This is a genomic window from Paraburkholderia sp. RAU2J (assembly GCF_003634845.1).
GTDB lineage: Bacteria > Pseudomonadota > Gammaproteobacteria > Burkholderiales > Burkholderiaceae > Paraburkholderia > Paraburkholderia fynbosensis.
The window spans coordinates 1,273,520-1,296,663 of the sequence record NZ_RBXG01000001.1 but is presented as its reverse complement, the minus strand read 5'-3'; the positions used below and the strand labels follow the sequence as shown (position 1 = coordinate 1,296,663).

17 protein-coding genes are annotated in these 23,144 nt (G+C 62.3%); 15 read left to right on the top strand and 2 right to left on the bottom strand.

What is annotated here, in order from left to right; genetic code table 11:
- The first annotated feature begins 102 nt into the window (after window positions 1–102).
- The 10 genes from B0G69_RS06095 to B0G69_RS06050 all read left to right on the top strand — a co-directional run bounded on the left by B0G69_RS06095 (window position 103) and on the right by B0G69_RS06050 (window position 9,858).
- Entirely contained in the window at window positions 103–648 is a 546-nt protein-coding gene (locus B0G69_RS06095) for an ATP synthase subunit I (RefSeq protein WP_121316082.1), read from the top strand.
- 161 nt (window positions 649–809) lie between these two features.
- Window positions 810–1,661, top strand: a complete 852-nt coding sequence (gene atpB / locus B0G69_RS06090; RefSeq protein ID WP_121316081.1) for a F0F1 ATP synthase subunit A — start codon at window positions 810–812, stop codon at window positions 1,659–1,661.
- A gap of 81 nt (window positions 1,662–1,742) precedes the next feature.
- A complete protein-coding gene (atpE, locus tag B0G69_RS06085; protein ID WP_007180033.1) occupies window positions 1,743–2,012 on the top strand; it encodes a F0F1 ATP synthase subunit C in 270 nt (89 codons plus the stop codon).
- A 138-nt stretch (window positions 2,013–2,150) separates the two neighbouring features.
- Complete coding sequence (locus B0G69_RS06080) at window positions 2,151–2,621, top strand: F0F1 ATP synthase subunit B (protein WP_121316080.1); 471 nt, start codon at window positions 2,151–2,153, stop codon at window positions 2,619–2,621.
- 2 nt (window positions 2,622–2,623) lie between these two features.
- Window positions 2,624–3,163, top strand: a complete 540-nt coding sequence (locus B0G69_RS06075) for a F0F1 ATP synthase subunit delta (RefSeq protein WP_121316079.1) — start codon at window positions 2,624–2,626, stop codon at window positions 3,161–3,163.
- A gap of 58 nt (window positions 3,164–3,221) precedes the next feature.
- On the top strand, window positions 3,222–4,763 hold the full coding sequence (gene atpA, locus B0G69_RS06070) for a F0F1 ATP synthase subunit alpha (RefSeq protein ID WP_121316078.1): 1,542 nt from the start codon (window positions 3,222–3,224) through the stop codon (window positions 4,761–4,763).
- 139 nt (window positions 4,764–4,902) lie between these two features.
- Window positions 4,903–5,787: a F0F1 ATP synthase subunit gamma gene (atpG, locus tag B0G69_RS06065; RefSeq protein ID WP_121316077.1), complete on the top strand. Its 885-nt coding sequence runs from the start codon at window positions 4,903–4,905 to the stop codon at window positions 5,785–5,787.
- 129 nt (window positions 5,788–5,916) lie between these two features.
- Window positions 5,917–7,311: a F0F1 ATP synthase subunit beta gene (gene atpD, locus B0G69_RS06060; protein WP_121316076.1), complete on the top strand. Its 1,395-nt coding sequence runs from the start codon at window positions 5,917–5,919 to the stop codon at window positions 7,309–7,311.
- Window positions 7,312–7,469: 158 nt separating this feature from the next.
- Complete coding sequence (locus B0G69_RS06055) at window positions 7,470–7,895, top strand: F0F1 ATP synthase subunit epsilon (RefSeq protein WP_074281814.1); 426 nt, start codon at window positions 7,470–7,472, stop codon at window positions 7,893–7,895.
- Window positions 7,896–8,127: 232 nt separating this feature from the next.
- Window positions 8,128–9,858, top strand: a complete 1,731-nt coding sequence (locus tag B0G69_RS06050) for an AMP-binding protein (RefSeq protein ID WP_121316075.1) — start codon at window positions 8,128–8,130, stop codon at window positions 9,856–9,858.
- Window positions 9,859–10,693: 835 nt separating this feature from the next.
- Here the strand turns inward: B0G69_RS06050 and B0G69_RS06045 are convergent.
- Window positions 10,694–11,485, bottom strand: a complete 792-nt coding sequence (locus B0G69_RS06045; protein ID WP_121316074.1) for a transporter substrate-binding domain-containing protein — start codon at window positions 11,483–11,485, stop codon at window positions 10,694–10,696.
- A gap of 213 nt (window positions 11,486–11,698) precedes the next feature.
- On the opposite strand from B0G69_RS06045, the gene hemE reads away from it, so the two are divergent.
- From hemE to B0G69_RS06030, 3 genes are all read left to right on the top strand, one after another.
- Window positions 11,699–12,799, top strand: coding sequence for a uroporphyrinogen decarboxylase (gene hemE / locus B0G69_RS06040; protein WP_121316073.1), 1,101 nt, complete (start codon window positions 11,699–11,701; stop codon window positions 12,797–12,799).
- Between the two features lie 464 nt (window positions 12,800–13,263).
- A complete protein-coding gene (locus B0G69_RS06035) occupies window positions 13,264–15,510 on the top strand; it encodes a primosomal protein N' (RefSeq protein WP_121319134.1) in 2,247 nt (748 codons plus the stop codon).
- A 168-nt stretch (window positions 15,511–15,678) separates the two neighbouring features.
- Window positions 15,679–17,091 carry a putative sulfate exporter family transporter gene (locus tag B0G69_RS06030; protein WP_121316072.1) on the top strand — a complete coding sequence of 471 codons (1,413 nt, stop codon included), beginning with the start codon at window positions 15,679–15,681 and terminating at the stop codon, window positions 17,089–17,091.
- A gap of 373 nt (window positions 17,092–17,464) precedes the next feature.
- Here the strand turns inward: B0G69_RS06030 and B0G69_RS41325 are convergent, their stop codons facing one another.
- A complete protein-coding gene (locus tag B0G69_RS41325) occupies window positions 17,465–17,623 on the bottom strand; it encodes a hypothetical protein (RefSeq protein WP_199731146.1) in 159 nt (52 codons plus the stop codon).
- Between the two features lie 305 nt (window positions 17,624–17,928).
- Here B0G69_RS41325 and putA point away from each other — a divergent pair, with 305 nt between their 5' ends.
- Together putA and B0G69_RS06015 are read left to right on the top strand one after the other, a co-directional pair.
- Window positions 17,929–21,867, top strand: a complete 3,939-nt coding sequence (gene putA, locus B0G69_RS06020) for a trifunctional transcriptional regulator/proline dehydrogenase/L-glutamate gamma-semialdehyde dehydrogenase (protein WP_121316071.1) — start codon at window positions 17,929–17,931, stop codon at window positions 21,865–21,867.
- Window positions 21,868–21,954: 87 nt separating this feature from the next.
- Entirely contained in the window at window positions 21,955–23,103 is a 1,149-nt protein-coding gene (locus tag B0G69_RS06015) for a branched-chain amino acid ABC transporter substrate-binding protein (protein ID WP_121316070.1), read from the top strand.
- Window positions 23,104–23,144 lie beyond the last annotated feature (41 nt).

The window sequence follows — 23,144 nt, the reverse complement described above, 5'->3', positions numbered from 1 at the left end:
TTGCCTGCAACTATCGCTTACAATCGCCCGGATTTAATTGCACGGCAACCCCGTAAGCGCAGCGAAAGCTCGCGAGCTGAACAAGACTTTCGGAACACTGCGATGGCGGTCAAAACGTCGAATCAAGCGCCGAAGAATGGGCACGACGGGCACCGCGCTGAACGCACCGTTTCCGATTCGTCCACCGGCCAGCAAGTTACGCATGACGAGTCGTGGGGCGTCGAGCAAGAAGATAACAATATCGTTCCGCTCACGCGGGCCGAGGCTGAAAAGCTGTTTGGTCCTAACGTGAGTCGTCCATCGCGCGTCACGCCTTTCAAGGTCGTGATGGCGCAAATGGTTTTGTCCCTGGGTGTTACGCTGGTGTGGTGGCTGTTCTACAAGCCGCCGGGCGCTGCTGCGCTGTCCGCGTTCCTGGGGGGAGCGATTTGCTGGATCCCTGGCGCGCTGTTCGCGGCACGCCTTAGAACGCTGAGCGGCGCCGAGACAGTGATGAGCTGGATGATCGGCGAAGCGCTCAAGATGGGGACAACGATTGCGATGTTTGTAGCCATCGCTTTCTGGTATCACGACGTACGCTGGGTGCCGCTGCTCGTGACCTACCTCATCGCGCTCAAGACTTACTGGATCGCCTTGGCGTGGCGCTAAGGTAGCAGAAACAGTTAGCAGCAAAAAATTCAGGCTGGCGCGCAGCGCCGGCACCAGGTGTGCGGATATGACACGGTCCGCGCCCGGCGTGTTCCCGCAATACAGCATTGCTGCGGGTGCGGCCTAAGACGATTTTCGACAATTTGGGTGGCTTTAACGATATGGCAGCTAGCGAAGGCACGCGCGCAATGGATCCGTCCGAGTACATCGCGCACCACTTGCAGAACTTTTCCACCGCGCACCAGACGTCGATTTTCGACATTCACGTGTGGAATCTGGACACCCTTTTCTGGTCGATCGTTTGCGGTCTGGCCACCATCCTCATCCTGCGTCTCGCTGCCCGCAAGGCGACGTCCGGCGTGCCCGGCCGTTTCCAGTGCGCCGTCGAAATGCTGGTCGAAATGGTCGAGGATCAATCGAAGTCGATGATCCACGGCACGCGCACTTTCATCGCACCGCTGGCCCTGACCGTGTTCGTCTGGGTCGCGCTGATGAACTCGCTCGACTTTATCCCTGTCGACCTGCCGGGCCACGTAATCGGCTGGCTGGGTCTGTCCGAAGTCATCCCGCACCACCGCATCGTGCCGACCGCCGACCTGAACGGCACGCTCGGTATCGCCCTCGGTGTGTTCGCGCTGATGATCTATTACAACTTCAAGATCAAGGGCGCCGGCGGCTTCGTGCATGAACTGCTGTCCGCTCCGTTCGGCGCGCATCCCCTGCTGTGGATCCCGAACCTTGCACTGAACATCATCGAGTTCGTCGCGAAGACGGTGTCGCTCGGCATGCGGCTGTTCGGCAACATGTACGCGGGCGAACTGTTGTTCCTGCTGATTGCCCTGCTCGGCAGCCTCTGGAGCTTCGGCGCGGACACGACGGTGCTTGGCTTCATCGGCCACGTGATCGCCGGCACCGTGTGGTCAATCTTCCACATCCTGATCGTTCTGCTGCAGGCGTTCATTTTCATGATGCTGACGCTGGTGTACATCGGCCAGGCACACGACACGCACTAACCGGCGCCGTCGACCACGAATCGTAGTTTTTCAAATCCCAGTTCCAACCAGTTCTAAAAGACTTTTCACAAAGGAGTGATCATGCAAGCTTTCATCGCCAACATCCAGGGTCTGACCGCCATCGGTATCGGCATCATCATCGGCCTGGGTGCAATCGGCGCCTGTATCGGTATCGGCCTGATGGGCGGCAAGTACATCGAAGCATGTGCTCGTCAGCCGGAACTGATGAACCCGCTGCAAACCAAGATGTTCCTGCTGGCTGGTCTGATCGATGCGGCGTTCCTGATTGGCGTTGGTGTGGCAATGCTGTTTGCGTTCGCGAACCCGCTGCTGTCGAAGCTGGCAGGCTGAGGTTCCTCGGAAGTTTGCGCCTGAGCTATAACTGGTAAAGGCGCAGGGCGGAACGGGCACTTGGGCGCTGATCGAATACAGAATCGATGAGCGCCTTGCCGTTTCACTTTCCGAACTAGCAACGTTTAAGGAAACACCGTGAATCTCAACGCAACCCTGTTTGCGCAAATGGTCGTGTTCCTGATCCTCGCGTGGTTCACGATGAAGTTCGTGTGGCCGCCGTTGATCAACGCCATCGACGAGCGCTCGAAGAAGATTGCTGACGGTTTGTCGGCTGCTGAAAAGGGCAAGCAAGAACTCGAAGCGGCTCACAAGCGCGTCGACCAGGAACTCGCCCAGGCTCGCAACGACGGTCAGCAACGTATTGCCGACGCGGAAAAGCGCGCGGTGGCAGTCGCTGACGAAATCAAGGCTCAGGCACAAGCTGAAGCCGCTCGCATCATCGCGCAAGCGAAGGCCGACGCGGAGCAGCAAGTCGTGAAGGCGCGCGAAACGCTGCGCGGCGAAGTCGCTGCACTCGCTGTGAAGGGCGCCGAACAGATCCTGAAGCGCGAAGTCGACCAGGCAGTTCACGCTGACCTGCTGAATCAACTGAAAGCCGAGCTCTGATCATGGCCGAACTTGCAACCATCGCCCGTCCGTACGCAGAAGCGCTGTTTGGCGTGGCCGAAGCTGGTGACATCGCCGCCTGGTCCACCCTCGTGCAGGAGCTGGCACAGGTTGCGCGTCTGCCCGAAGTGCTGTCGATCTCCTCGAGCCCGAAAGTAAGCCGCGCCCAGGTCAGCGAATTGCTGCTGACCGCGGTCAAGTCGCCGCTCAAGGACAACGCGCAAGCGAAGAATCTGGTGCAAATGCTGGTGGACAACCATCGCCTGCAATTGCTGCCAGAAATCGTCGTGCAGTTCGAAGAGTTGAAGAACGCCCGCGAAGGGGCGGCCGATGTGCTGATCGTCAGCGCATTCCCGCTCGAAGGCGCGCAGTTGAACGAACTCGTCGCAAGTCTCGAACGCAAGTTCAAACGCAAGCTGAAGCCGACGGTCCAGGTGGACTCGTCGTTGATCGGCGGCGTGCGCGTGACGGTCGGCGACGAAGTGCTCGATACCTCGGTCCGCGCGCGGCTTGCCAGCATGCAGACGGCTCTGACGGCCTGAAGCGCTTTAGGCGCTGAAGCGGCTGGCACGCAACAGAATTGACTATCAGGAGCGAATAATGCAACTCAATCCCTCTGAGATCAGCGAGCTGATCAAGAGCCGGATCCAGGGCCTTGAAGCGAGCGCAGACGTTCGCAACCAGGGCACCGTGATCTCCGTGACCGACGGTATCGTGCGTATTCACGGCCTGTCGGAAGTGATGCAGGGCGAAATGCTCGAATTCCCGGGCAACACCTTCGGTCTCGCACTGAACCTCGAGCGCGACTCGGTCGGCGCCGTGATTCTGGGTGAGTACGAACACATCTCGGAAGGCGACATCGTCAAGACGACGGGCCGCATTCTGGAAGTGCCGGTGGGTCCGGAACTGCTCGGCCGCGTGGTCGACACACTCGGCAACCCGATCGACGGCAAGGGCCCGATCAACGCGAAGAAGACCGACGCAATCGAAAAGATTGCTCCGGGCGTGATCTGGCGTAAGTCGGTTTCGGAACCGGTCCAGACCGGTCTGAAGTCGATCGACGCGATGGTGCCGATCGGCCGTGGCCAGCGTGAGCTGATCATCGGCGACCGCCAGTGCGGCAAGACCGCAGTCGCAGTCGACGCGATCATCAACCAGAAGGGTAAGAACCTGTTCTGTATCTACGTCGCGATCGGCCAGAAGGCTTCGTCGATCATGAACGTGGTGCGCAAGCTGGAAGAAACCGGCGCGCTGGAATACACGATCGTCGTGTCCGCTTCGGCTTCGGAATCGGCTGCGATGCAGTACCTCGCACCGTACGCCGGCTGCACGATGGGCGAATATTTCCGCGACCGCGGTCAAGACGCGCTGATCGTTTACGACGACTTGACCAAGCAAGCCTGGGCATACCGTCAGATCTCGCTGCTGCTGCGCCGCCCGCCGGGCCGCGAAGCCTACCCGGGCGACGTGTTCTATCTGCACTCGCGTCTGCTGGAACGTGCTGCTCGCGTCTCGGAAGATTACGTCGAGAAGTTCACCAACGGCGAAGTCAAGGGCAAGAGCGGTTCGCTGACGGCACTGCCGGTCATTGAAACGCAAGCCGGCGACGTGACCGCATTCGTTCCGACGAACGTGATCTCGATTACCGACGGCCAGATCTTCCTGGAAACCGACCTCTTCAACGCAGGTATCCGCCCGGCAATTAACGCCGGCGTGTCGGTGTCGCGCGTCGGTGGTGCGGCTCAGACGAAGGTCGTGAAGAAGCTGTCGGGCGGTATCCGTACCGACCTCGCGCAGTACCGTGAACTGGCGGCGTTCGCGCAGTTCGCATCGGATCTCGACGAAGCGACCCGTAAGCAGCTGGAGCGCGGCCGCCGCGTGACGGAACTGCTGAAGCAGCCGCAGTATCAGCCGCTGCAAGTGTGGGAACTGGCCATTTCGCTGTTCGCAGCGAACAACGGCTACCTCGACGACCTCGAAATCTCGCAAGTCCTGCCGTTCGAAAAGGGCCTGCGCGAATACCTGAAGTCGAGCCACGCCGACTTGGTCAAGCGCGTCGAAGATACCAAGGAACTCTCGAAGGACGACGAAGGCCTGCTGCACACGGCCCTTAAAGACTTCAAGAAGTCCGGCGCTTATTGATCCGCGAGTGATCCGCAAGGCATAAACGGACCTTGAAGCGGCGCGGGCCGCATGTGAATGCACCCGTGCTGCTTCGATCGCTTTGCATGGGACCCGAGTAAGCGCTGAAGCGCTAACTCGGGCCGACAAGGAGCAAGCAATGGCTGGAATGAAGGAAATTCGCGGCAAGATCAAGAGCGTGCAAAACACGCGCAAGATCACGAAAGCGATGGAGATGGTGGCCGCATCGAAGATGCGCCGCGCTCAGGAGCGCATGCGCGCTGCTCGCCCGTATGCCGACAAGGTCCGCGATATCGCTGCGCACATGAGCCGCGCGAACCCGGAGTATCGTCACCCGTTCATGGTGTCGAACGAAGGCGCGAAGGCGGCCGGCATCATCCTCGTCACGACCGACAAGGGTCTGTGCGGCGGGATGAACACCAACGTGCTGCGCGCGTCGCTGCAGAAGTTCAAGGAACTGGAAGGCCAAGGCAAGACGATCGAAGCAACTGCGATCGGCAGCAAGGGCCTGGGTTTCCTGAACCGTTTGCGCGCTCAGGTGGTTTCGAACGTCGTGCAACTGGGCGATACGCCGCATCTGGAAAAGCTGATCGGTGCGGTGAAGGTGCAGCTCGACCTGTACTCGGAAGGCAAGGTTTCGGCGGTGTACCTGGCGTACACACGCTTCGTCAACACGATGAAGCAGGAGCCGGTGATCGAGCAACTGCTGCCGCTGTCGGCAGAACAGTTCGAGCGCCAGGAAGAAGACGGCACGACGCCGAGCACACAGTGGGACTACATCTACGAGCCGGATGCGCAGGCAGTGGTTGACGAACTGCTGGTGCGTTATGTCGAAGCGCTGGTCTATCAGGCCGTCGCGGAAAATATGGCATCGGAGCAGTCGGCCCGGATGGTCGCGATGAAGGCCGCTTCGGACAACGCGAAGACGGTCATCAACGAACTGCAGCTCGTATACAACAAGAGCCGTCAGGCCGCGATCACGAAAGAACTGTCGGAAATCGTCGGTGGCGCAGCGGCAGTCTGACCTTGACGGTCAGGCATGCCGCTTCGTGTGCGCCGGTCAGGCGCACCCGTCCAGGCGGCCCCGTCTAGGCGACCCCATCGAAATTGCGCCTTTGCGCGAGTGAAGAATTGAGTATCTAAAGGAAAAGCGATGAGTACTACTGCTTTGGTAGAAGGCAAGATCGTACAGTGCATCGGCGCGGTGATCGACGTGGAATTTCCGCGTTCGGACATGCCGAAGATTTACGACGCGCTCATTCTCGAAGGTTCGGAACTGACCCTCGAAGTCCAGCAACAGCTGGGCGACGGCGTCGTCCGTACCATCTGTCTGGGTGCATCGGACGGCCTGCGTCGCGGCACGGTCGTGAAGAACACCGGTAATCCGATCAGCGTGCCGGTCGGCAAGCCGACGCTGGGCCGGATCATGGACGTGCTGGGTCGCCCGATCGACGAAGCCGGCCCGATCAACTCGGACGTGGTGCGCGGCATTCACCAGAAGGCGCCGGCGTTCGACGAGCTGTCGCCGTCGACCGAACTGCTCGAAACCGGCATCAAGGTTATCGACCTGATCTGCCCGTTCGCGAAGGGCGGTAAGGTGGGTCTGTTCGGTGGCGCCGGTGTGGGCAAGACCGTGAACATGATGGAACTGATCAACAACATCGCTAAGGAACACGGTGGTTACTCCGTGTTCGCCGGTGTTGGCGAGCGTACCCGCGAAGGGAACGACTTCTATCACGAAATGAAGGACTCGAACGTTCTCGACAAGGTCGCGCTGGTGTACGGCCAGATGAACGAGCCGCCGGGCAACCGTCTGCGCGTCGCGCTGACCGGTCTGACGATGGCCGAGCACTTCCGTGACGAAGGCCTCGACGTGCTGTTCTTCGTCGACAACATCTACCGTTTCACGCTGGCAGGCACGGAAGTGTCGGCACTGCTCGGCCGTATGCCGTCGGCAGTGGGCTATCAGCCGACGTTGGCTGAAGAAATGGGCAAGCTGCAAGAGCGTATTACGTCGACCAAGACCGGCTCGATCACGTCGGTTCAGGCCGTGTATGTCCCTGCGGATGACTTGACCGACCCGTCGCCGGCTACGACTTTCGGCCACCTGGACGCAACGGTCGTGTTGTCGCGTGACATCGCTTCGCTGGGCATCTACCCGGCAGTCGACCCGCTCGATTCGACTTCGCGTCAGATCGACCCGCACGTGATCGGCGAAGAGCACTACTCGATCACGCGCGGCGTGCAGCAAACGCTGCAGCGCTACAAGGAACTGCGCGACATTATCGCGATTCTGGGCATGGACGAACTGGCGCCGGAAGACAAGCTCGCCGTGGCGCGCGCTCGTAAGATCCAGCGTTTCCTGTCGCAGCCGTTCCACGTCGCCGAAGTGTTCACGGGTTCGCCGGGCAAGTACGTGCCACTGAAGGAAACGATCCGTGGCTTCAAGATGATCGTTGAAGGCGAGTGCGACCATCTGCCGGAGCAAGCGTTCTACATGGTCGGCACGATCGACGAAGCCTTCGAAAAGGCCAAGAAGATCCAGTAAGGGTTGGGTGTAACGAAGCGGGCGCCGGCCGTGCGTGTCGATATGGTTGTGCTGTATCGGAACGCAAAGCGGGCGCCTCTCACTACGCTCACCTCAGCCTTGCATGGGACGAGAGTAAGCGCTGAAGCGCTACCTCTCGTCGACAGGAGTCGACAGTTATGGCAACCATTAAAGTAGACGTCGTCAGCGCGGAAGAGCAGATCTTCTCGGGCCAGGCGAAGTTCGTCGCGCTGCCGGGCGAAGCGGGTGAACTCGGCATTTTGCCGGGTCACACGCCGCTCATCACGCGGATTCGTCCGGGTGCGGTGCGCATCGAAGCTGAGAACGGCGAAGAAGAATTTGTGTTCGTCGCCGGCGGCATCCTCGAAGTCCAGCCGGGCGCAGTGACGGTTCTCGCCGACACCGCGATCCGTGGCAAGGATCTCGACGAAGCCAAAGCTGAAGATGCACGCAAGCGTGCGGAAGAAGCGCTGCAAAACACGGGTTCGAACCTCGAATATGCCACCGCGCAAGCGGAACTGGCCTACGCGACGGCTCAGCTCGCTGCGATTCAGCGTCTGCGCAAGCTGCGTGGTCAGAAGTAAGGCACACGTATCAGAGAGAAAGCAGCCTTCGCGGCTGCTTTTTTTTTGACCACTAGTTGACGTTTACGGAAAGGTCAGCAAAATCATGCGATCCGGCCGGTTGCAGACCTGCCGCGCAAATCCGCGCGATGCGCTGCGGGTAAGACTTGATGCCGTAAGAACGCACGCCGGTGGCACAATCGATTTCAAATTCATTTCAATCGGACGAGCTTCCACTCACGGAGACAACACCATGGCAACGCAAGCGTCAGGCGAAGGTGCACTCATCGAACCCAAAGACGGGCTGTCGTATGTGCGCGGGTCGACCGAAATCCCGTTGAGCGAAGCGACCGTCGGCCAGTTTCTTCGCGACACGGCCAAGCGCTTTGCCGACCGCCCGGCCGTGGTGTTTCGCGAGCAGCGTATTCGCTGGACGTGGAAGGAATTTGCAGATGAAGTGGACGTGCTGGCGGCCGGGCTTCTCACACTCGGCATCGCGAAGGGCGACCGCGTTGGCATCTGGTCGCCGAACCGCGTGGAGTGGCTGCTCACCCAATTCGCGACCGCGCGGATCGGCGCGGTGCTGGTCAACATCAATCCGGCCTATCGACTCGCGGAACTCGAATATGCGTTGAACAAGGTCGGCTGCAAGGCGGTCATTGCCGCCGAGCGTTTCAAGACGTCGATGTACCTCGAAATGTTGCAGGAGCTTGCCCCCGAGCTGGCGGCGCAGGCGCCGGGGGAACTTCACGCCGCACGGTTGCCGGAGTTGCGCTACGTGATTCGCATGTGCGATACCGAAACGCCTGGCATGATGAGCTTTTCCGAACTGATTGAACGGGGACGCGCGACGCTCGACACCGCGCAACTCGAAGCCCTTGGCACGACGCTGACATGCCACGAAGCGATCAATATTCAGTTCACGAGCGGTACGACGGGGAATCCGAAAGGCGCAACGCTAACCCATAGCAACGTGGTCAACAACGCGCGCTACATCGCGATGGCGATGCGGCTGACCGAGCAAGACGCCTTATGCATTCCCGTCCCGCTATACCACTGTTTTGGGATGGTGCTGTCGGTGCTCGCGTGCGTATCGGTCGGCGCGAATATGGTGTTTCCAGGCGAGGGCTTCGACCCCGCCGCGACGCTCGCCGCGGTGGCCGAAGAAAAGTGCACCGCCTTGCATGGCGTGCCGACCATGTTCATCGCCGAGCTCGATCACCCGGACTTCGCCGGGTACGACTTCTCGCAACTGCGCACCGGCATCATGGCGGGCTCGCCGTGCCCGATCGAAACGATGAAGAAGGTCGTCTCGAAGATGCATCTGAGCGAGATCACGATTGCGTACGGCATGACGGAAACCAGCCCGGTGTCGTTCCAGAGTTCGACGACCGACCCGCTCGACAAACGCACCACCACGGTAGGCCGCATTCAGCCGCATCTGGAGGTGAAGATCGTCGATCCGCTCGGCGAGATCGTGCCGGTAGGCGAGACTGGCGAGCTGTGCACGCGGGGCTACTCGGTGATGCAGGGCTATTGGGACGACGAGGCGAAGACGCGCGAAAGCGTGATCGACGGCTGGATGCATACCGGCGATCTGGCAACCCTCGATGCCGAGGGTTACTGCAACATCGTCGGCCGACTGAAGGACATGTTGATTCGCGGAGGGGAAAACATCTATCCGCGTGAGATCGAAGAATTTCTGTTCCGCCACCCGAAAATTCAGAGCGTGCAGGTATTCGGCGTGCCCGACGCGAAGTACGGCGAGGAAGTATGTGCGTGGGTCGTGCTGCGCTCGGGTGAGCAGGCGAGCGCCGAAGAGATCCAGCAGTTTTGCCAGGGGCAAATTGCGCACTACAAGGTGCCGAAGTACATCCGTTTCGTCGACGAACTGCCCATGACGGTGACCGGCAAAGTGCAGAAATTCATCATGCGCGAACGGATGATCAGCGAATTGAAGCTGCGGGAAGACAAGACGGCATGACGGCTGGGCAGCGCCCGGCTGGGCAGCGCCGCGCTGGCAATTGTTGAGGACAAACGCCGCTCGGCGCGAACAGAAGCCAGAGGCGTTTAGTGGGCTTCGCGAACCGACCCTGAATAGAAGCAACCCGGAGCGACGTCTTGCGCGCAAACGTTTGGCCAGACGAAAAAAAAGCGGGCCTGGAGCCCGCTAAAAACCACACGCTACGGGGTTAGCGCGAGGAGACCAAAGTTGGAGCACCTGAGACGGCGACCCTGCACCGAATACGGCCCCAGCAGGGATGCCCCTTCTCAGGGCTTCGGCATAGGCCGACCGGCAAGTGCATTGTATCCGCTCACACCATGCACCCAGCCACATCCGTGTTGAAACCGTTGAGGCATTGTGGGCGAATTACTCTAGCGGCGCGGTAACAAAGTGTTTCAGGTTGTAACGCCCGCCAGATAAGGCGCTGCGGGACTAATTGCCAAATTTGGCCGGTTGAAACGTAAATTTTACTGATGACTGGCTCGCAATTTCATACGCATGATTGATGCTATTCGTGTCGCATATTGCGGCGTAAATTGTTCAGTCGATTCCGCATGAAATGGTTGCATGCGCATCTTTTACGGGCAAGATCTCCGTGTTACAGGGGTTCCCAAGCTGCAGGAAATTTCGTACTTAAACCCCAGAGTGAAGTGTTGCAAAGCAACACTTCACTGTTTTTGAATCGCGTCCGTAGGGGCCAATTCACTAAATTAGCCGTTCCGCGTCGTTGTTAGGCTTTTGCTTAAACCCGACGAGCTTCGTTACACGATGGTGGCCGCCGCCAGAACTAATTGGCAACGGCCGGCCACTTACTTCATTTCAACCACTTATCCGAAATGGCTTGATATTCGCCAGTCGCCCGCGCAAGGTGCAGCCATTGGTCGACATACTGCTGGAAAGTCACATCGCCGCGCGGCAGCAGCCAGGCTTTCTCGCCATACTGGAAGGGCTTGTCCGGATGCACGGAACAAAGACCCGGATTCAGCTTCTGCTGCAACAAGGTTTCCGAGGCGTCCGTCACCATCACGTCGGCCTTCCCGGCAAGGATCTGCTTGAAAATTGTCACGTTGTCGGGATAGACGGTCAGGTTCGCATGCGCAAAGTACTGCTTCGCGAAACGCTCGTTGGTCCCGCCCGGATTGACGATCACGCGCGTCGATGGCTGGTCGATTTGCGCGACAGTCTGATACTTGCTGACGTCGTCGCAGCGCACGATGGGCGTCTTGCCGTCGATCATGTAAGCCTGCGTGAAGAACGCGCGCTTTTGCCGCTCGAGCGTAGGTGACACCCCACCCACGCCGATATCGCATTTCGAGACAAAGTCGTTCATCAGGTTCGACCATGACGTCTTGACGAACTCCGCCTTCACGCCGAGCGATTTGGCGAGCGACTCCGTCATGTCAATGTCGATGCCTTCGAACTGGCCGTCCCCTTTGTAAAACGAATATGGTTTGTAGTCACCGGTCGTGCAGGCGCGCAGCGTGCCGCGGCTAAGAATTTCGTCGAGCCTCGACGGCGCGGCGGGACTGGTCTGCGCACCGGCCACGCCTGCGTGCATCAAAACACCGGCGACGGCGCCGAGGATGGCAAGTACTAGCTTGTTCATCGAGTCTCCATTTGTATGTAATTGTCTGGTAAGAAGGTCCGATAGTAGCTTGGTGAAGCTGGCTTGAACATCGGCCATTCAGCCAGGGTGACATGCTGCAGGCGGCCAGGAAAACTGTCGCTGCCATGCGGCCGGACAGTTATTGGTCGCATCAGGCGCGATGGGGCGAGCGCGCTCCGGTAAAATGCTCCTTTGCCCTCAGTCGTACGAAACGTGGCCCATAAACTCCTGAACGACACCTTCCTGCGCGCGTTGCTGCGCCAGCCGACCGACTACACGCCGATCTGGCTGATGCGGCAGGCTGGTCGTTACCTGCCGGAATACAACGCCACGCGGGGTCGCGCGGGCAGTTTCCTTAATCTTGCAAAAAGTCCGGCGTTCGCGACGGAGGTCACGCTTCAGCCGCTCGATCGTTACCCGCTCGACGCCGCGATCCTGTTCTCTGACATCCTGACCGTGCCCGACGCCATGGGCCTCGGACTCGAGTTCGCTACCGGCGAGGGGCCCAAGTTCGCCCGCCCGGTGCGCACGGAAGACGACGTCGCGCGCCTCGCGGTGCCGGACATCGACGCCACGCTGCGTTACGTGACTGACGCCGTTCGCGAAATTCGCACCGCGCTCACGGACGCGCAAGGCCGCCAACGCGTGCCGCTGATCGGTTTTTCGGGCAGCCCGTGGACCTTGGCCTGCTACATGGTCGAAGGCGGCGGGTCGGCGGACTTCCGCACCGTCAAGTCGATGCTTTACGCACGTCCGGATCTGATGCATCGGATCCTCGACGTCAACGCACGTTCGGTCGCAGCCTACCTGAACGCGCAGATCGAAGCCGGCGCGCAAGCCGTGATGATTTTCGACACGTGGGGTGGGGCGCTGGCGGACGGTGTATATCAACGCTTTTCGCTGCAGTACATCCAGCAGGTGGTGAACCAGTTGAAGCGCGATCACGACGGCGAGAAAGTGCCGGTGATTACCTTCACGAAGGGCGGCGGTCTGTGGCTCGACGAGATAGCCGAGATCGGCGTGGACGCGGTCGGTCTCGACTGGACCGTGAACCTGAGCAAAGCTCGCGAGCGCGTGGGCGGCAAAGTCGCGCTACAGGGCAATATCGACCCTTCAGTGCTGTTTGCGCCGCCCGCTTCGATTCGCATGGAAGCGCGCGCGGTCCTCGAGAGCTTCGGCAATCATCCGGGCCACGTCTTCAATCTGGGTCACGGTATCTCGCAGTTCACGCCGCCGGAAAACGTGGCGGAGCTGGTCGACGAAGTGCATCGTCACAGCCGCGCAATTCGCAGCGGCGCACATGCACTAACGTGAGGCCGTAATCGTTACCATTTTTGTTGCGACGCAGCGAAGTGGGCTCCGGGCCTAAGGGGAGAATTGCTGTCCAGGGGCCGTCGGATGGCGGTCTCGTGATTGTCAAGACTTGACTTATGCACATTTGCCACGCTGCGGCGCAGTAGAACCTTTCGTCGTGTCCCGACCCTTGCACAATGCGTGCGCATTTGATCCAACCCTTGTCAGGCAAGGGTTTGACGGGTGCCAGACGAAATGTGCGATACCCCACAGAAGGCCGCCGCGACGCGGTTCTCGGCCCATCCGGGCGAAGTTTTCAACAAAGTTATCCACAGGCCATCGGATCGATTGCAATTGTTCAGCGGAATCCAAAACTTAGCGCCGTTATTGAAGTTTTACTTTAACTTTGACCGGCGCTCTGCTTGTCCAATGTGCGTGGCGACGTTGCGTCACGTCGCGTCAGCACTCCCACGTCGTGCGACCGCGTGAGCGAGGTCTTCGTCCGCGTCGCGCTGGATCATCCGCTGCCGACCCTGTTCGACTACCGATACGACGCATCTGAGCCCGTCGCGCCGGGCATGCTCATCAGCGTGCCATTCGGCAAGCGGCATGTGGTCGGGCTCGTCTGCGAAGTGACCGCTCACAGCGACGTGCCGGCGAACCGCCTGCGCTCGGTCAGCGGCTTATGCACCGCGTGTCCACCGGTGTCGGCGGAATGGTTGAGGCTGAGCGCGTTTGCCGCCGACTACTACCAACGCGGGCTCGGTGAGGTGGCGTTGCCGGCGTTGCCGCAAGCGTTGCGCGATGCGTCGCGCTGGTCGCGCCTGTTCGCACCGGAGGAGCGCTATAGCCTCACGCCTGAAGGCCGGGCGGCATTGCCCGACGCCTTGCCGGCCCGCGCGAGCGCCTTGCGAAAGCTCGCGCAGTCGCTCGCCGACGCCGACTTCCTGCTGGCCGCCGACACTCGCGCGCTCCACCCCAAAGCGCTTGCGAATCTCGAAGCATGGCAAGCGCAGGGGTGGGTGGCGCTCGACATCATCGAGGCTGCCGAGGTGCAGGCCGCTGCGGCGTCGCCCGGCGCGCCTGCGCCCGTGCTCCCCACGCTTACGGACGAGCAGACGGCCGCCGTCGAAGCGATTCGCGACGCGGACGGCTTTGCTCCGTTCCTGCTGCACGGCGTGACGGGCAGCGGCAAGACCGAGGTGTATCTGCGCGCGCTCGCCGAGATTCTTGCCGCGAAGCCCGACGCCCAGGCGCTCGTCCTCGTGCCGGAAATCAATCTGACGCCGCAATTCGAGGCGGCGTTCCGCGCGCGCTTCGCCGCGCTGAACGGCACGTCGATCGTCACGCTGCACAGCGGCCTCGCGGAAGGTGAACGCGCCCGCCACTGGTTCGCCGCGCATACCGGGCGCGCGCGCATCGTGCTCGGCACGCGCCTCGCGGTGCTGGCGTCGCTGCCGAAGCTCGCGATCATCGTCGTCGATGAGGAGCACGATCCGGCGTACAAGCAGCAGGAAGGTCTGCGCTATTCGGCGCGCGATCTGGCGATCTACCGGGCCAAGCAACTGGGTCTGCCGGTCGTACTCGGCTCGGCGACGCCTTCGCTCGAAAGCTGGTGGCAGGCCGACCAGGGGCGCTACAAACGGCTCACCTTGTCGCGCCGGGCCGTAGCCGACGCCGTGTTGCCCACCGTCAGGCTGATCGATCTCGAAGAGGAGCGCCGGCGCGGGCGGGCGTCGGTGGAAGGCTTGTCGGGCCCGCTGATTGCCGCGCTCAAGGCGCGGCTCGAGCGCGGCGAGCAGAGCCTCGTGTTCCTGAACCGGCGCGGCTACGCGCCCCAACTCGCCTGCGATGCGTGCGGCTGGGTCGCGGGCTGTCCGCGCTGCAGCGCCTACGTCGTCCTGCACAAACCCGAGCGCGCGCTGCGCTGTCACCACTGCGGTTGGGAGTCGCGCATTCCGCGTTCGTGTCCGGAGTGCGGCAACGTCGACATCGCGCCGATGGGGCGCGGCACGCAGCGCGTCGAGGAAACGCTGGCGAGCGCAGTGCCCGGCGCCCGTGTGCTGCGCATCGATGCCGACAGCACGCGCCGCAAAGGCAGCGCGCAGGCGCTGTTCTCCGATGTCCACGCGGGCGAGGTCGACATCCTCGTCGGCACGCAGATGATCGCGAAGGGGCACGACTTTCAGCGCGTGTCGCTGGTCGGCGTGCTCAATGCCGACACCGCGCTGTTCTCCCATGATTTCCGCGCGAGCGAGCGCCTGTTTGCGCAATTGATGCAGGTGAGCGGCCGGGCGGGCCGAGCCGGTCTGCCTGGCGAAGTGCTGGTGCAGACGCGTTATCCGCGCCACGCGCTGTACCACGCGCTGGGCCGCCACGACTACGTCGGTTTTGCCAACTCGACGCTGGCCGAGCGGCGCGACGCGCACCTGCCGCCGTTCGTCTATCAGGCGTTGCTGCGTGCCGAGGGTCGCACGCTGGAGGCCGCGCTCGCCTTTCTGCAGCAGGCCGCCGTCGAACTGACCGGCATCCCGGCCGCCGAGCGCGTGACCGTCTACGACGCCGTGCCCCTGACCATCGTCAAGGTGATGTACGTGCATCGCGCGCAACTGCTGATCGAAAGCGCGTCGCGGGCTGCACTGCAGGCCACGCTGCGCGCGTGGCAACCGCTGCTGCGCGGCCTGAAAGGCGTGCTGCGCTGGAATCTCGAAGTCGATCCGCTCGACATCTGACGTCGGCCGCCAGCCGGCGGCCCGCATTACTTCTTCAGGTCATATTCATAGAGCGAATGGTCGTTTCGTTTTGCGACGCCGCTCGCCTATATTCGCCGAATCGGCGCCTATTCAGGCAAAACTCCAATATTCCCGCGCCGATGCACCTCAACTTCCTCGGGCATTGTGATGAGCGACAGCAACCAGACCGTGCCGAGCGGCGCGACCCCAGCCAGGCGCCAAGGCACGCACGGCGGCGGACTCCTGCTCACAGAAGACTGGCTGGCCGTGTGGGTCGGCCTGCTCGTGATCGTGATTGCCTGGGCGCTGTTCGCGTCGGGCAGCAGCATCAAGTGGCTGGCGGTGGCGCCGGCCAAATGGTCGAGCATCGGCCAGGCCGCGCAGGACCTCGGCACGCATCTGCCGAACTATATAGCGTTGTTCATCGTGTTTGCGCTGCTGTTCGGCGCAAGTCTCGCGCTGCTGAAGCAGCATGTCGGCGCCTTCCTCGCGGCGTTCCTGATTCTTTTCATCGCCTCGGCGCTGATTTTTACGCTGGGCGCATGGGTCAATGCGTCGAAGTACAACCTGGAGCCGCCCTTGGTGGCGCTCGCGCTCGGATTGCTGATCTCGAACGTGTTCACCTTGCCCGACTGGTTTTCGGCGGGCTTGCGGGTCGAGTTTTACATCAAGGTCGGCATCGTGCTGCTCGGCGCGACGCTGCCGTTCACGTTGCTGGTGTGGGCCGGACCGGTGGCGGTCGCGCAGGCGACCATCGTGTCGCTCGTGACGTTCTTCGTGATTTTCTTCGCCGCCAGGGCGTTCGGACTCGACCGGCGCTTCGCCGCCGTGCTCGGCGTGGGCGGCGCGGTGTGCGGCGTGTCGGCGGCGATCGCGATTGCCGGCGCGGTGCGGGCCAAGCGCGAACAGGCGTCAGTGGCGATTACGCTGGTGGTGCTGTGGGCGATCGTGATGATCTTCGTGCTGCCGTTCGCGTCGCGCTCGCTCGGGCTATCCACGGCGGTCGCGGGCGCGTGGATCGGCACCTCGGAATTCGCGGACGCCGCCGGCATCGCCGCCGCACAGGCCTACGGCGACTTCGCGAGGCACGCGGGCGGCGCGATTGCCGGCGCGCAGGAGGCATCGCTGCAGGCGTTCACGCTGATGAAGGTGGTCGGCCGCGATATCTGGATCGGCATCTGGGCGTTCGTACTGGCGATCGTCGCGACGACGCGCTGGGAGTCGCAGGATAGCGGCGTCAAAGCGAAGCCGAATGCCGGCGAAATCTGGGCGCGTTTTCCGAAATTCGTGATTGGCTTTGTCGTCGCGTCCGCGTTGGTGACGTGGATCGCCAGCCACTATTCGCTGGCCGATTACCGCAAAATCGTCACGCCCGAATTCGTCGCGCCGATTACCGTATTGCGCACCTGGGCGTTCACGTTCTGTTTTCTCAGCATCGGCCTGACGACACGCCTGCGTTCGCTTTCGGCGACCGGCCTGAAGCCGTTCCTCGCGTTCACTGCGGGAGTGGTGATCAATATCGTCATCGGCTACGTGCTGTCCGCGCATGTGTTCGCGGCGTACTGGAACAGTCTCGGGTGAGGCGCGTGGCACACCGGGCCGAGCACGTCGACAGGACCGAGAACGCGCACCACCCGGCGTGCGAGCCGCGCTGCGCCGACTGTCGGCACCGCGCCGAGGATCGGCATTCGCTCGAGCAAAGCATGCCGGGACTCGCGGTATTCAGTTCCGGGTTCGGCGCAAGTGTCGCGGATAGCCGCCTGTGCCGCCTGCATGACCAGCTGGTTTCACCGGGCGATGGCTGCGCGCAGTTCGAGCATCGCCCGTCGTGTTGACGCGTGCGTCGACCCCGCGTCGGGGTTTAAGCCCGGCGACGCGTGCTGGCCAATCCACACCCGGCGGCGGCTAGCACCGCTCTCCCACTCGCACTAGCCCGGGACGCCGCGCGTGCGGCTCAGTCGTTCAAAGCGGCTCGCGTATCTCCCGAAGGTGCGCGTGCGCCCCCTTTCGAGACGATGCGCTTGCTCGACCCCGCCGTCGCGCCCCGAATGAACAGCACCGCGCAGGCCGCACACATCGCCCAGATGCCCAATACCACCAGCCACTTTTCCATTTCGCCAGTCCTCAAAAACCCCGTATCGTTTTTTGCGTGCCCTAAGGCCGCGCGCTATGTCTCTATAACGGCGCGCCGGATCATTTGATAAGGGCAAATGCAAAAAGAATCAGGCCAGGGAAAATACCGAGCGCAACCGGGGTTGCCGCGAGTGGCGCCGTCGGCCGGAAACCCCTGTCGCATAAGGCTTTCATGGGGGTGCAACCTTTCGGCGGAATTGGTTGCACCTTTTTATTTGGAGGCGTACGATTCGCCCAACTTTTAGTCTTTCACCAGGCATTCATCCGGTATCCGAAGAAGGAAACATGGCTAGCACCACCCTTGGCGTCAAGGTCGACGACCTCCTGCGTTCCCGGCTGAAAGATGCCGCCACCCGCCTCGAACGCACTCCGCACTGGCTGATCAAGCAGGCGATCTTCGCTTATCTCGAGAAAATCGAGCACGGCCAGTTGCCGCCTGAATTGTCGGGCGCGAACGGTTCGGCCGATCTGGCCGACGGCACGGCGGTCGAACAGGAGGAAGACGGTGCGTCACATCCATTCCTCGAATTTGCGCAAAACGTGCAACCGCAATCGGTGCTGCGCGCGGCGATCACTGCTGCATACCGTCGACCGGAGCCTGAGTGCGTGCCGTTCCTGCTCGGTCAGGCGCGCTTGCCGGCCAATCTCGCAGGCGACGTGCAGGCCATGGCCGGCAAGCTGGTCGAAACGCTGCGCACCAAGAGCAAGGGCGGCGGCGTAGAAGGACTGATCCACGAATTCTCGCTGTCGAGCCAGGAAGGCGTGGCGCTGATGTGCCTCGCCGAAGCGCTGCTGCGCATCCCCGATCGCGCGACCCGCGACGCGCTGATTCGCGACAAGATCAGCAAGGGCGACTGGAAATCGCACGTCGGCCAGGCGCCGTCGCTGTTCGTCAATGCCGCCACCTGGGGCTTGATGATCACCGGCAAGCTGGTGACGACCAATAGCGAAACGAGTCTCTCGTCGGCGCTGACGCGTTTGATCGGCAAGGGCGGCGAGCCGCTCATCCGCAAGGGCGTCGATATGGCGATGCGCCTGATGGGCGAGCAGTTCGTCACCGGCGAGAGCATCTCCGAAGCGCTTGCCAACAGCCGCAAATATGAAGCGCGCGGGTTCCGCTACTCGTACGACATGCTCGGCGAAGCGGCCACCACCGAAGCCGACGCGCAGCGCTACTACGCATCGTATGAACAGGCGATCCACGCGATCGGCAAGGCCGCCGGCGGCCGTGGCATCTACGAAGGCCCGGGCATCTCGATCAAGCTGTCGGCTTTGCACGCACGCTACTCGCGTTCGCAGCACGAGCGCACGATGAGCGAACTGCTGCCGCGCGTGCGCTCGCTGGCGATCCTCGCGCGCCGCTACGACATCGGCCTGAATATCGACGCCGAAGAAGCCGACCGCCTCGAAATCTCGCTGGATCTGCTCGAAGCGCTGTGTTTCGATCCGGAGCTGGCCGGCTGGAACGGTATCGGCTTCGTGGTGCAGGCCTATCAGAAGCGCTGCCCGTTCGTGATCGAATACATCATCGATCTGGCGCGCCGCAGCCGTCACCGCATCATGGTGCGGCTCGTGAAGGGCGCGTACTGGGACACCGAAATCAAGCGCGCGCAAGTGGACGGTCTCGAAGGCTATCCGGTCTACACGCGCAAGATCTATACGGACGTGTCGTACCTCGCGTGCGCGAAGAAGCTGCTCGGCGCACCCGACGCGGTCTATCCGCAGTTCGCCACGCACAATGCGCACACGCTGTCGGCGATCTATCACCTCGCGGGCAACAATTACTACCCGGGCCAGTACGAGTTCCAGTGCCTGCACGGCATGGGCGAGCCGCTGTACGAGGAAGTCACCGGCCCGCTGTCCGCCGGCAAGCTGAACCGTCCGTGCCGCGTCTACGCGCCGGTCGGCACGCACGAGACGCTGCTCGCGTACCTCGTGCGCCGCCTGCTGGAAAACGGGGCGAACACGTCGTTCGTGAACCGCATCGCCGATGAAAGCGTCGCGATCAAGGACCTGATCGCCGACCCGGTCGACGAAGCGTCGAAGATCGTGCCGCTCGGCGCGCCGCACGCGAAGATTCCGTTGCCGCGCAATCTGTACGGCGCCGAGCGTCTCAATTCGATGGGCCTCGATCTGTCGAACGAGCATCGCCTCGCGTCGTTGTCGTCGGCGTTGCTGGCGAGCGCGCATCATCCGTGGCGCGCCGCGCCGATGCTCGAAGACAACGAGATCGCCGTGGGCACCGCCCGCGACGTGCGCAACCCGGCGGACCAGCGTGACCTGGTCGGCACGGTCGTCGAAGCGACGCCGGAGCACGTGAGCGCCGCGCTCGCGCATGCAGTGGCCGCGGCGCCGATCTGGCAAGCAACGCCGGTCGACGCACGGGCCGATTGCCTCGCGCGTGCCGCCGATCTGCTGGAAGCGCAGATGCATACGCTGATGGGTCTGGTGGTGCGCGAAGCCGGCAAGTCGCTGGCGAACGCGGTCGCGGAAATCCGCGAGGCGATCGACTTCCTGCGCTATTACTCCACGCAGATCCGCGACGAGTTCTCGAACGACACGCACCGTCCGCTGGGGCCGGTGGTCTGTATCAGCCCGTGGAATTTCCCGCTGGCGATTTTCATGGGCCAGGTGGCGGCGGCGCTGGCAGCCGGCAACACCGTGCTCGCGAAACCTGCTGAACAAACGCCGCTGATCGCCGCGCAAGCCGTGCGGATTCTGCGCGAAGCCGGCGTGCCGGCGGGCGCCGTGCAACTGCTGCCGGGCGACGGCGAAACGGTCGGCGCGGCGTTGGTGGCCGACCCGCGCACACGTGCCGTGATGTTCACCGGCTCGACCGAAGTCGCGCGCCTGATCAACAAGACGCTGTCGAACCGGCTCGATCCGGACGGCAAGCCGATTCCGCTGATCGCCGAAACCGGCGGCCAGAACGCGATGATCGTCGATTCGTCGGCGCTCGCCGAACAGGTGGTTGCGGACGTGCTGCAATCGTCGTTCGACTCCGCCGGTCAACGGTGTTCCGCGCTGCGCGTTCTTTGTCTGCAGGACGACGTCGCCGACCGCACGCTCGAAATGCTGACGGGCGCGATGCGCGAACTGGCGGTGGGCAATCCGGACCGCCTGTCGATCGACGTCGGCCCGGTGATCGACCTGGACGCGAAACGCGGCATCGACGCGCACGTCGCGGCGATGCGCGAGAAAGGCCGCAAGGTCGAACAACTGCCGATGCCGGAAGGCTGCGCACAAGGCACCTTCGTGCCGCCGACGCTGATCGAACTCGACAGCATCGACGAACTGAAACGCGAAGTGTTCGGCCCGGTGCTGCACGTGGTGCGTTATCGCCGCAGCCAGCTCGACAAGCTGCTCGAACAGATCCGCACGACCGGCTACGGCCTGACGCTCGGCATCCATACGCGGATCGATGAAACGATCGCTCACGTGATCAGCCGCGCGCACGTCGGCAACATCTACGTGAACCGCAACGTGATCGGCGCGGTGGTGGGTGTGCAGCCGTTCGGTGGCGAAGGTCTGTCGGGCACCGGTCCGAAAGCGGGCGGCGCGCTGTATCTGCAGCGATTGCTCGCGACGCGTCCGGCGGGTTTGCCGAAGTCGCTCGAGAAGGCGTTGGTCGCGGATGTACCGCAAGCCGCCGAAAACGGCGACAATCCGACCGCTGCGTTGACCGCGCTGCGTGACTGGCTGATCACCGAACGCCAGCCGCAACTGGCCGCTCGCTGCGATGGTTATCTGTCGCATGTGCCGGCGGGCGCGACTGCGGTGTTGTCGGGGCCCACCGGCGAGCGCAATACCTACACGCTGGGCGCGCGCGGCACGGTGCTGTGCGTCGCGTCGACGCAGAGCGGTGCGCGCGTGCAGTTTGCCGCCGCGCTGGCTACTGGAAATCGTGCGCTGTTCGAAGGCGCGGCGGGTGAACAATTGGTGTCGCAACTGCCCGCTTCGCTGAAGTCGTACGCGAGCGTGAAGAAGAGCGCCGATACGCCGTTCGATGCCGTGCTGTTCGAAGGCGACAGCGACGAACTGCTGGCGCTGGTGAAGGAAGTCGCGAAGCGTCCGGGGCCGATCGTCTCGGTGCAGGGCGTCGCGGCGCGCGCGCTGGAAAGCGGCGAAGAGGATTACGCGCTCGAGCGTCTGTTGACCGAACGCTCGGTCAGCGTGAATACGGCGGCGGCAGGCGGCAATGCGAATTTGATGACGATCGGTTGAGCGAACCTCATTGATCCCTTCAATAAAACGGAAGCGGTACGGCGACCCCGATATCGCTCCATCTACACCTGGTACCAAGGAGAAGCTATGCAACACAAGATGAAACAGCTGGCAGGCGCAGCGCTGGTTGCAGCAATGTCGCTGGCGGGGACGGCCAACGCACAATCGACGGAAGACGTGAAGGTGGGTTTCGCCGGTCCGATGACGGGCGCGCAGGCTCACTACGGCAAGGACTTCCAGAACGGCATCACGCTGGCAGTGGAAGACATGAACGCGACCAAGCCGGTGATCGGCGGCAAGCAGGTTCGCTTCGTGCTGGATTCGGCCGACGACCAGGCTGACCCGCGCACCGGCACGACCGTCGCGCAGAAGCTGGTGGACGACGGTATCAAGGGCATGCTCGGTCACTTCAATTCGGGCACCACGATCCCGGCTTCGCGCATCTACGCTAACGCAGGCATCCCGCAGATCGCAATGGCGACGGCGCCGGAATACACGCAGCAAGGCTTCAAGACCACGTTCCGCATGATGACGTCCGACACGCAGCAAGGTTCGGTCGCCGGTACGTTCGCGGTCAAGACCCTCGGCATGAAGAAGATCGCGATCGTCGATGACCGCACGGCTTACGGCCAGGGTCTCGCCGATCAGTTCGAAAAGGCGGCGAAGGCTTCGGGCGCGACGATCGTCGATCGCGAATACACGAACGACAAGGCCGTCGACTTCAAGTCGATCCTGACCAAGCTGAAGTCGGCGAACCCGGACCTGATCTATTACGGCGGCGCGGATTCGCAAGCGGCACCGATGGTCAAGCAGATGAAGCAACTCGGCGTGAAGGCGCCGCTGATGGGCGGCGAAATGGTTCATACGCCGACCTTCATCAAGCTCGCGGGCGACGCGGCGAACGGCACGGTGGCATCGCTTGCCGGCCTGCCGCTGGAAGAAATGCCGGGCGGCAAGGACTACGTCGCGAAGTACAAGAAGCGTTTCAACGAAGACGTGCAAACGTACTCGCCGTACGCTTACGACGGCGCAATGGCGATGTTCACGGCGATGAAGACCGCGAACTCGACCGATCCGGCCAAGTACCTGCCGGTGCTCGCGAAGACCTCGATGCCGGCGGTGACGTCGTCGAATCTCGCGTATGACAGCCGCGGCGATCTGAAGAACGGCGGCATCACGCTGTACAAGGTGGTCGACGGCAAGTGGACGACGCTGCAAAGCGTGGGCGGGAAGTAAGCGGCGTTTGTTGCTTGCTTTGACGTCGGAAGTCAAAGAAA

Bases quoted from the DNA above. Each gene is read 5' to 3' on its own strand.
- B0G69_RS06095 (WP_121316082.1), top strand. From the start codon at position 103: ATGGCGGTCAAAACGTCGAATCAAGCGCCGAAGAATGGGCACGACGGG.
- atpB (WP_121316081.1), top strand. From the start codon at position 810: ATGGCAGCTAGCGAAGGCACGCGCGCAATGGATCCGTCCGAGTACATC.
- atpE (WP_007180033.1), top strand. From the start codon at position 1,743: ATGCAAGCTTTCATCGCCAACATCCAGGGTCTGACCGCCATCGGTATC.
- B0G69_RS06075 (WP_121316079.1), top strand. From the start codon at position 2,624: ATGGCCGAACTTGCAACCATCGCCCGTCCGTACGCAGAAGCGCTGTTT.
- atpA (WP_121316078.1), top strand. From the start codon at position 3,222: ATGCAACTCAATCCCTCTGAGATCAGCGAGCTGATCAAGAGCCGGATC.
- atpG (WP_121316077.1), top strand. From the start codon at position 4,903: ATGGCTGGAATGAAGGAAATTCGCGGCAAGATCAAGAGCGTGCAAAAC.
- atpD (WP_121316076.1), top strand. From the start codon at position 5,917: ATGAGTACTACTGCTTTGGTAGAAGGCAAGATCGTACAGTGCATCGGC.
- B0G69_RS06055 (WP_074281814.1), top strand. From the start codon at position 7,470: ATGGCAACCATTAAAGTAGACGTCGTCAGCGCGGAAGAGCAGATCTTC.
- B0G69_RS06050 (WP_121316075.1), top strand. From the start codon at position 8,128: ATGGCAACGCAAGCGTCAGGCGAAGGTGCACTCATCGAACCCAAAGAC.
- B0G69_RS06045 (WP_121316074.1), bottom strand. From the start codon at position 11,485: ATGAACAAGCTAGTACTTGCCATCCTCGGCGCCGTCGCCGGTGTTTTG.
- B0G69_RS06030 (WP_121316072.1), top strand. From the start codon at position 15,679: ATGAGCGACAGCAACCAGACCGTGCCGAGCGGCGCGACCCCAGCCAGG.
- B0G69_RS41325 (WP_199731146.1), bottom strand. From the start codon at position 17,623: ATGGAAAAGTGGCTGGTGGTATTGGGCATCTGGGCGATGTGTGCGGCC.
- putA (WP_121316071.1), top strand. From the start codon at position 17,929: ATGGCTAGCACCACCCTTGGCGTCAAGGTCGACGACCTCCTGCGTTCC.
- B0G69_RS06015 (WP_121316070.1), top strand. From the start codon at position 21,955: ATGCAACACAAGATGAAACAGCTGGCAGGCGCAGCGCTGGTTGCAGCA.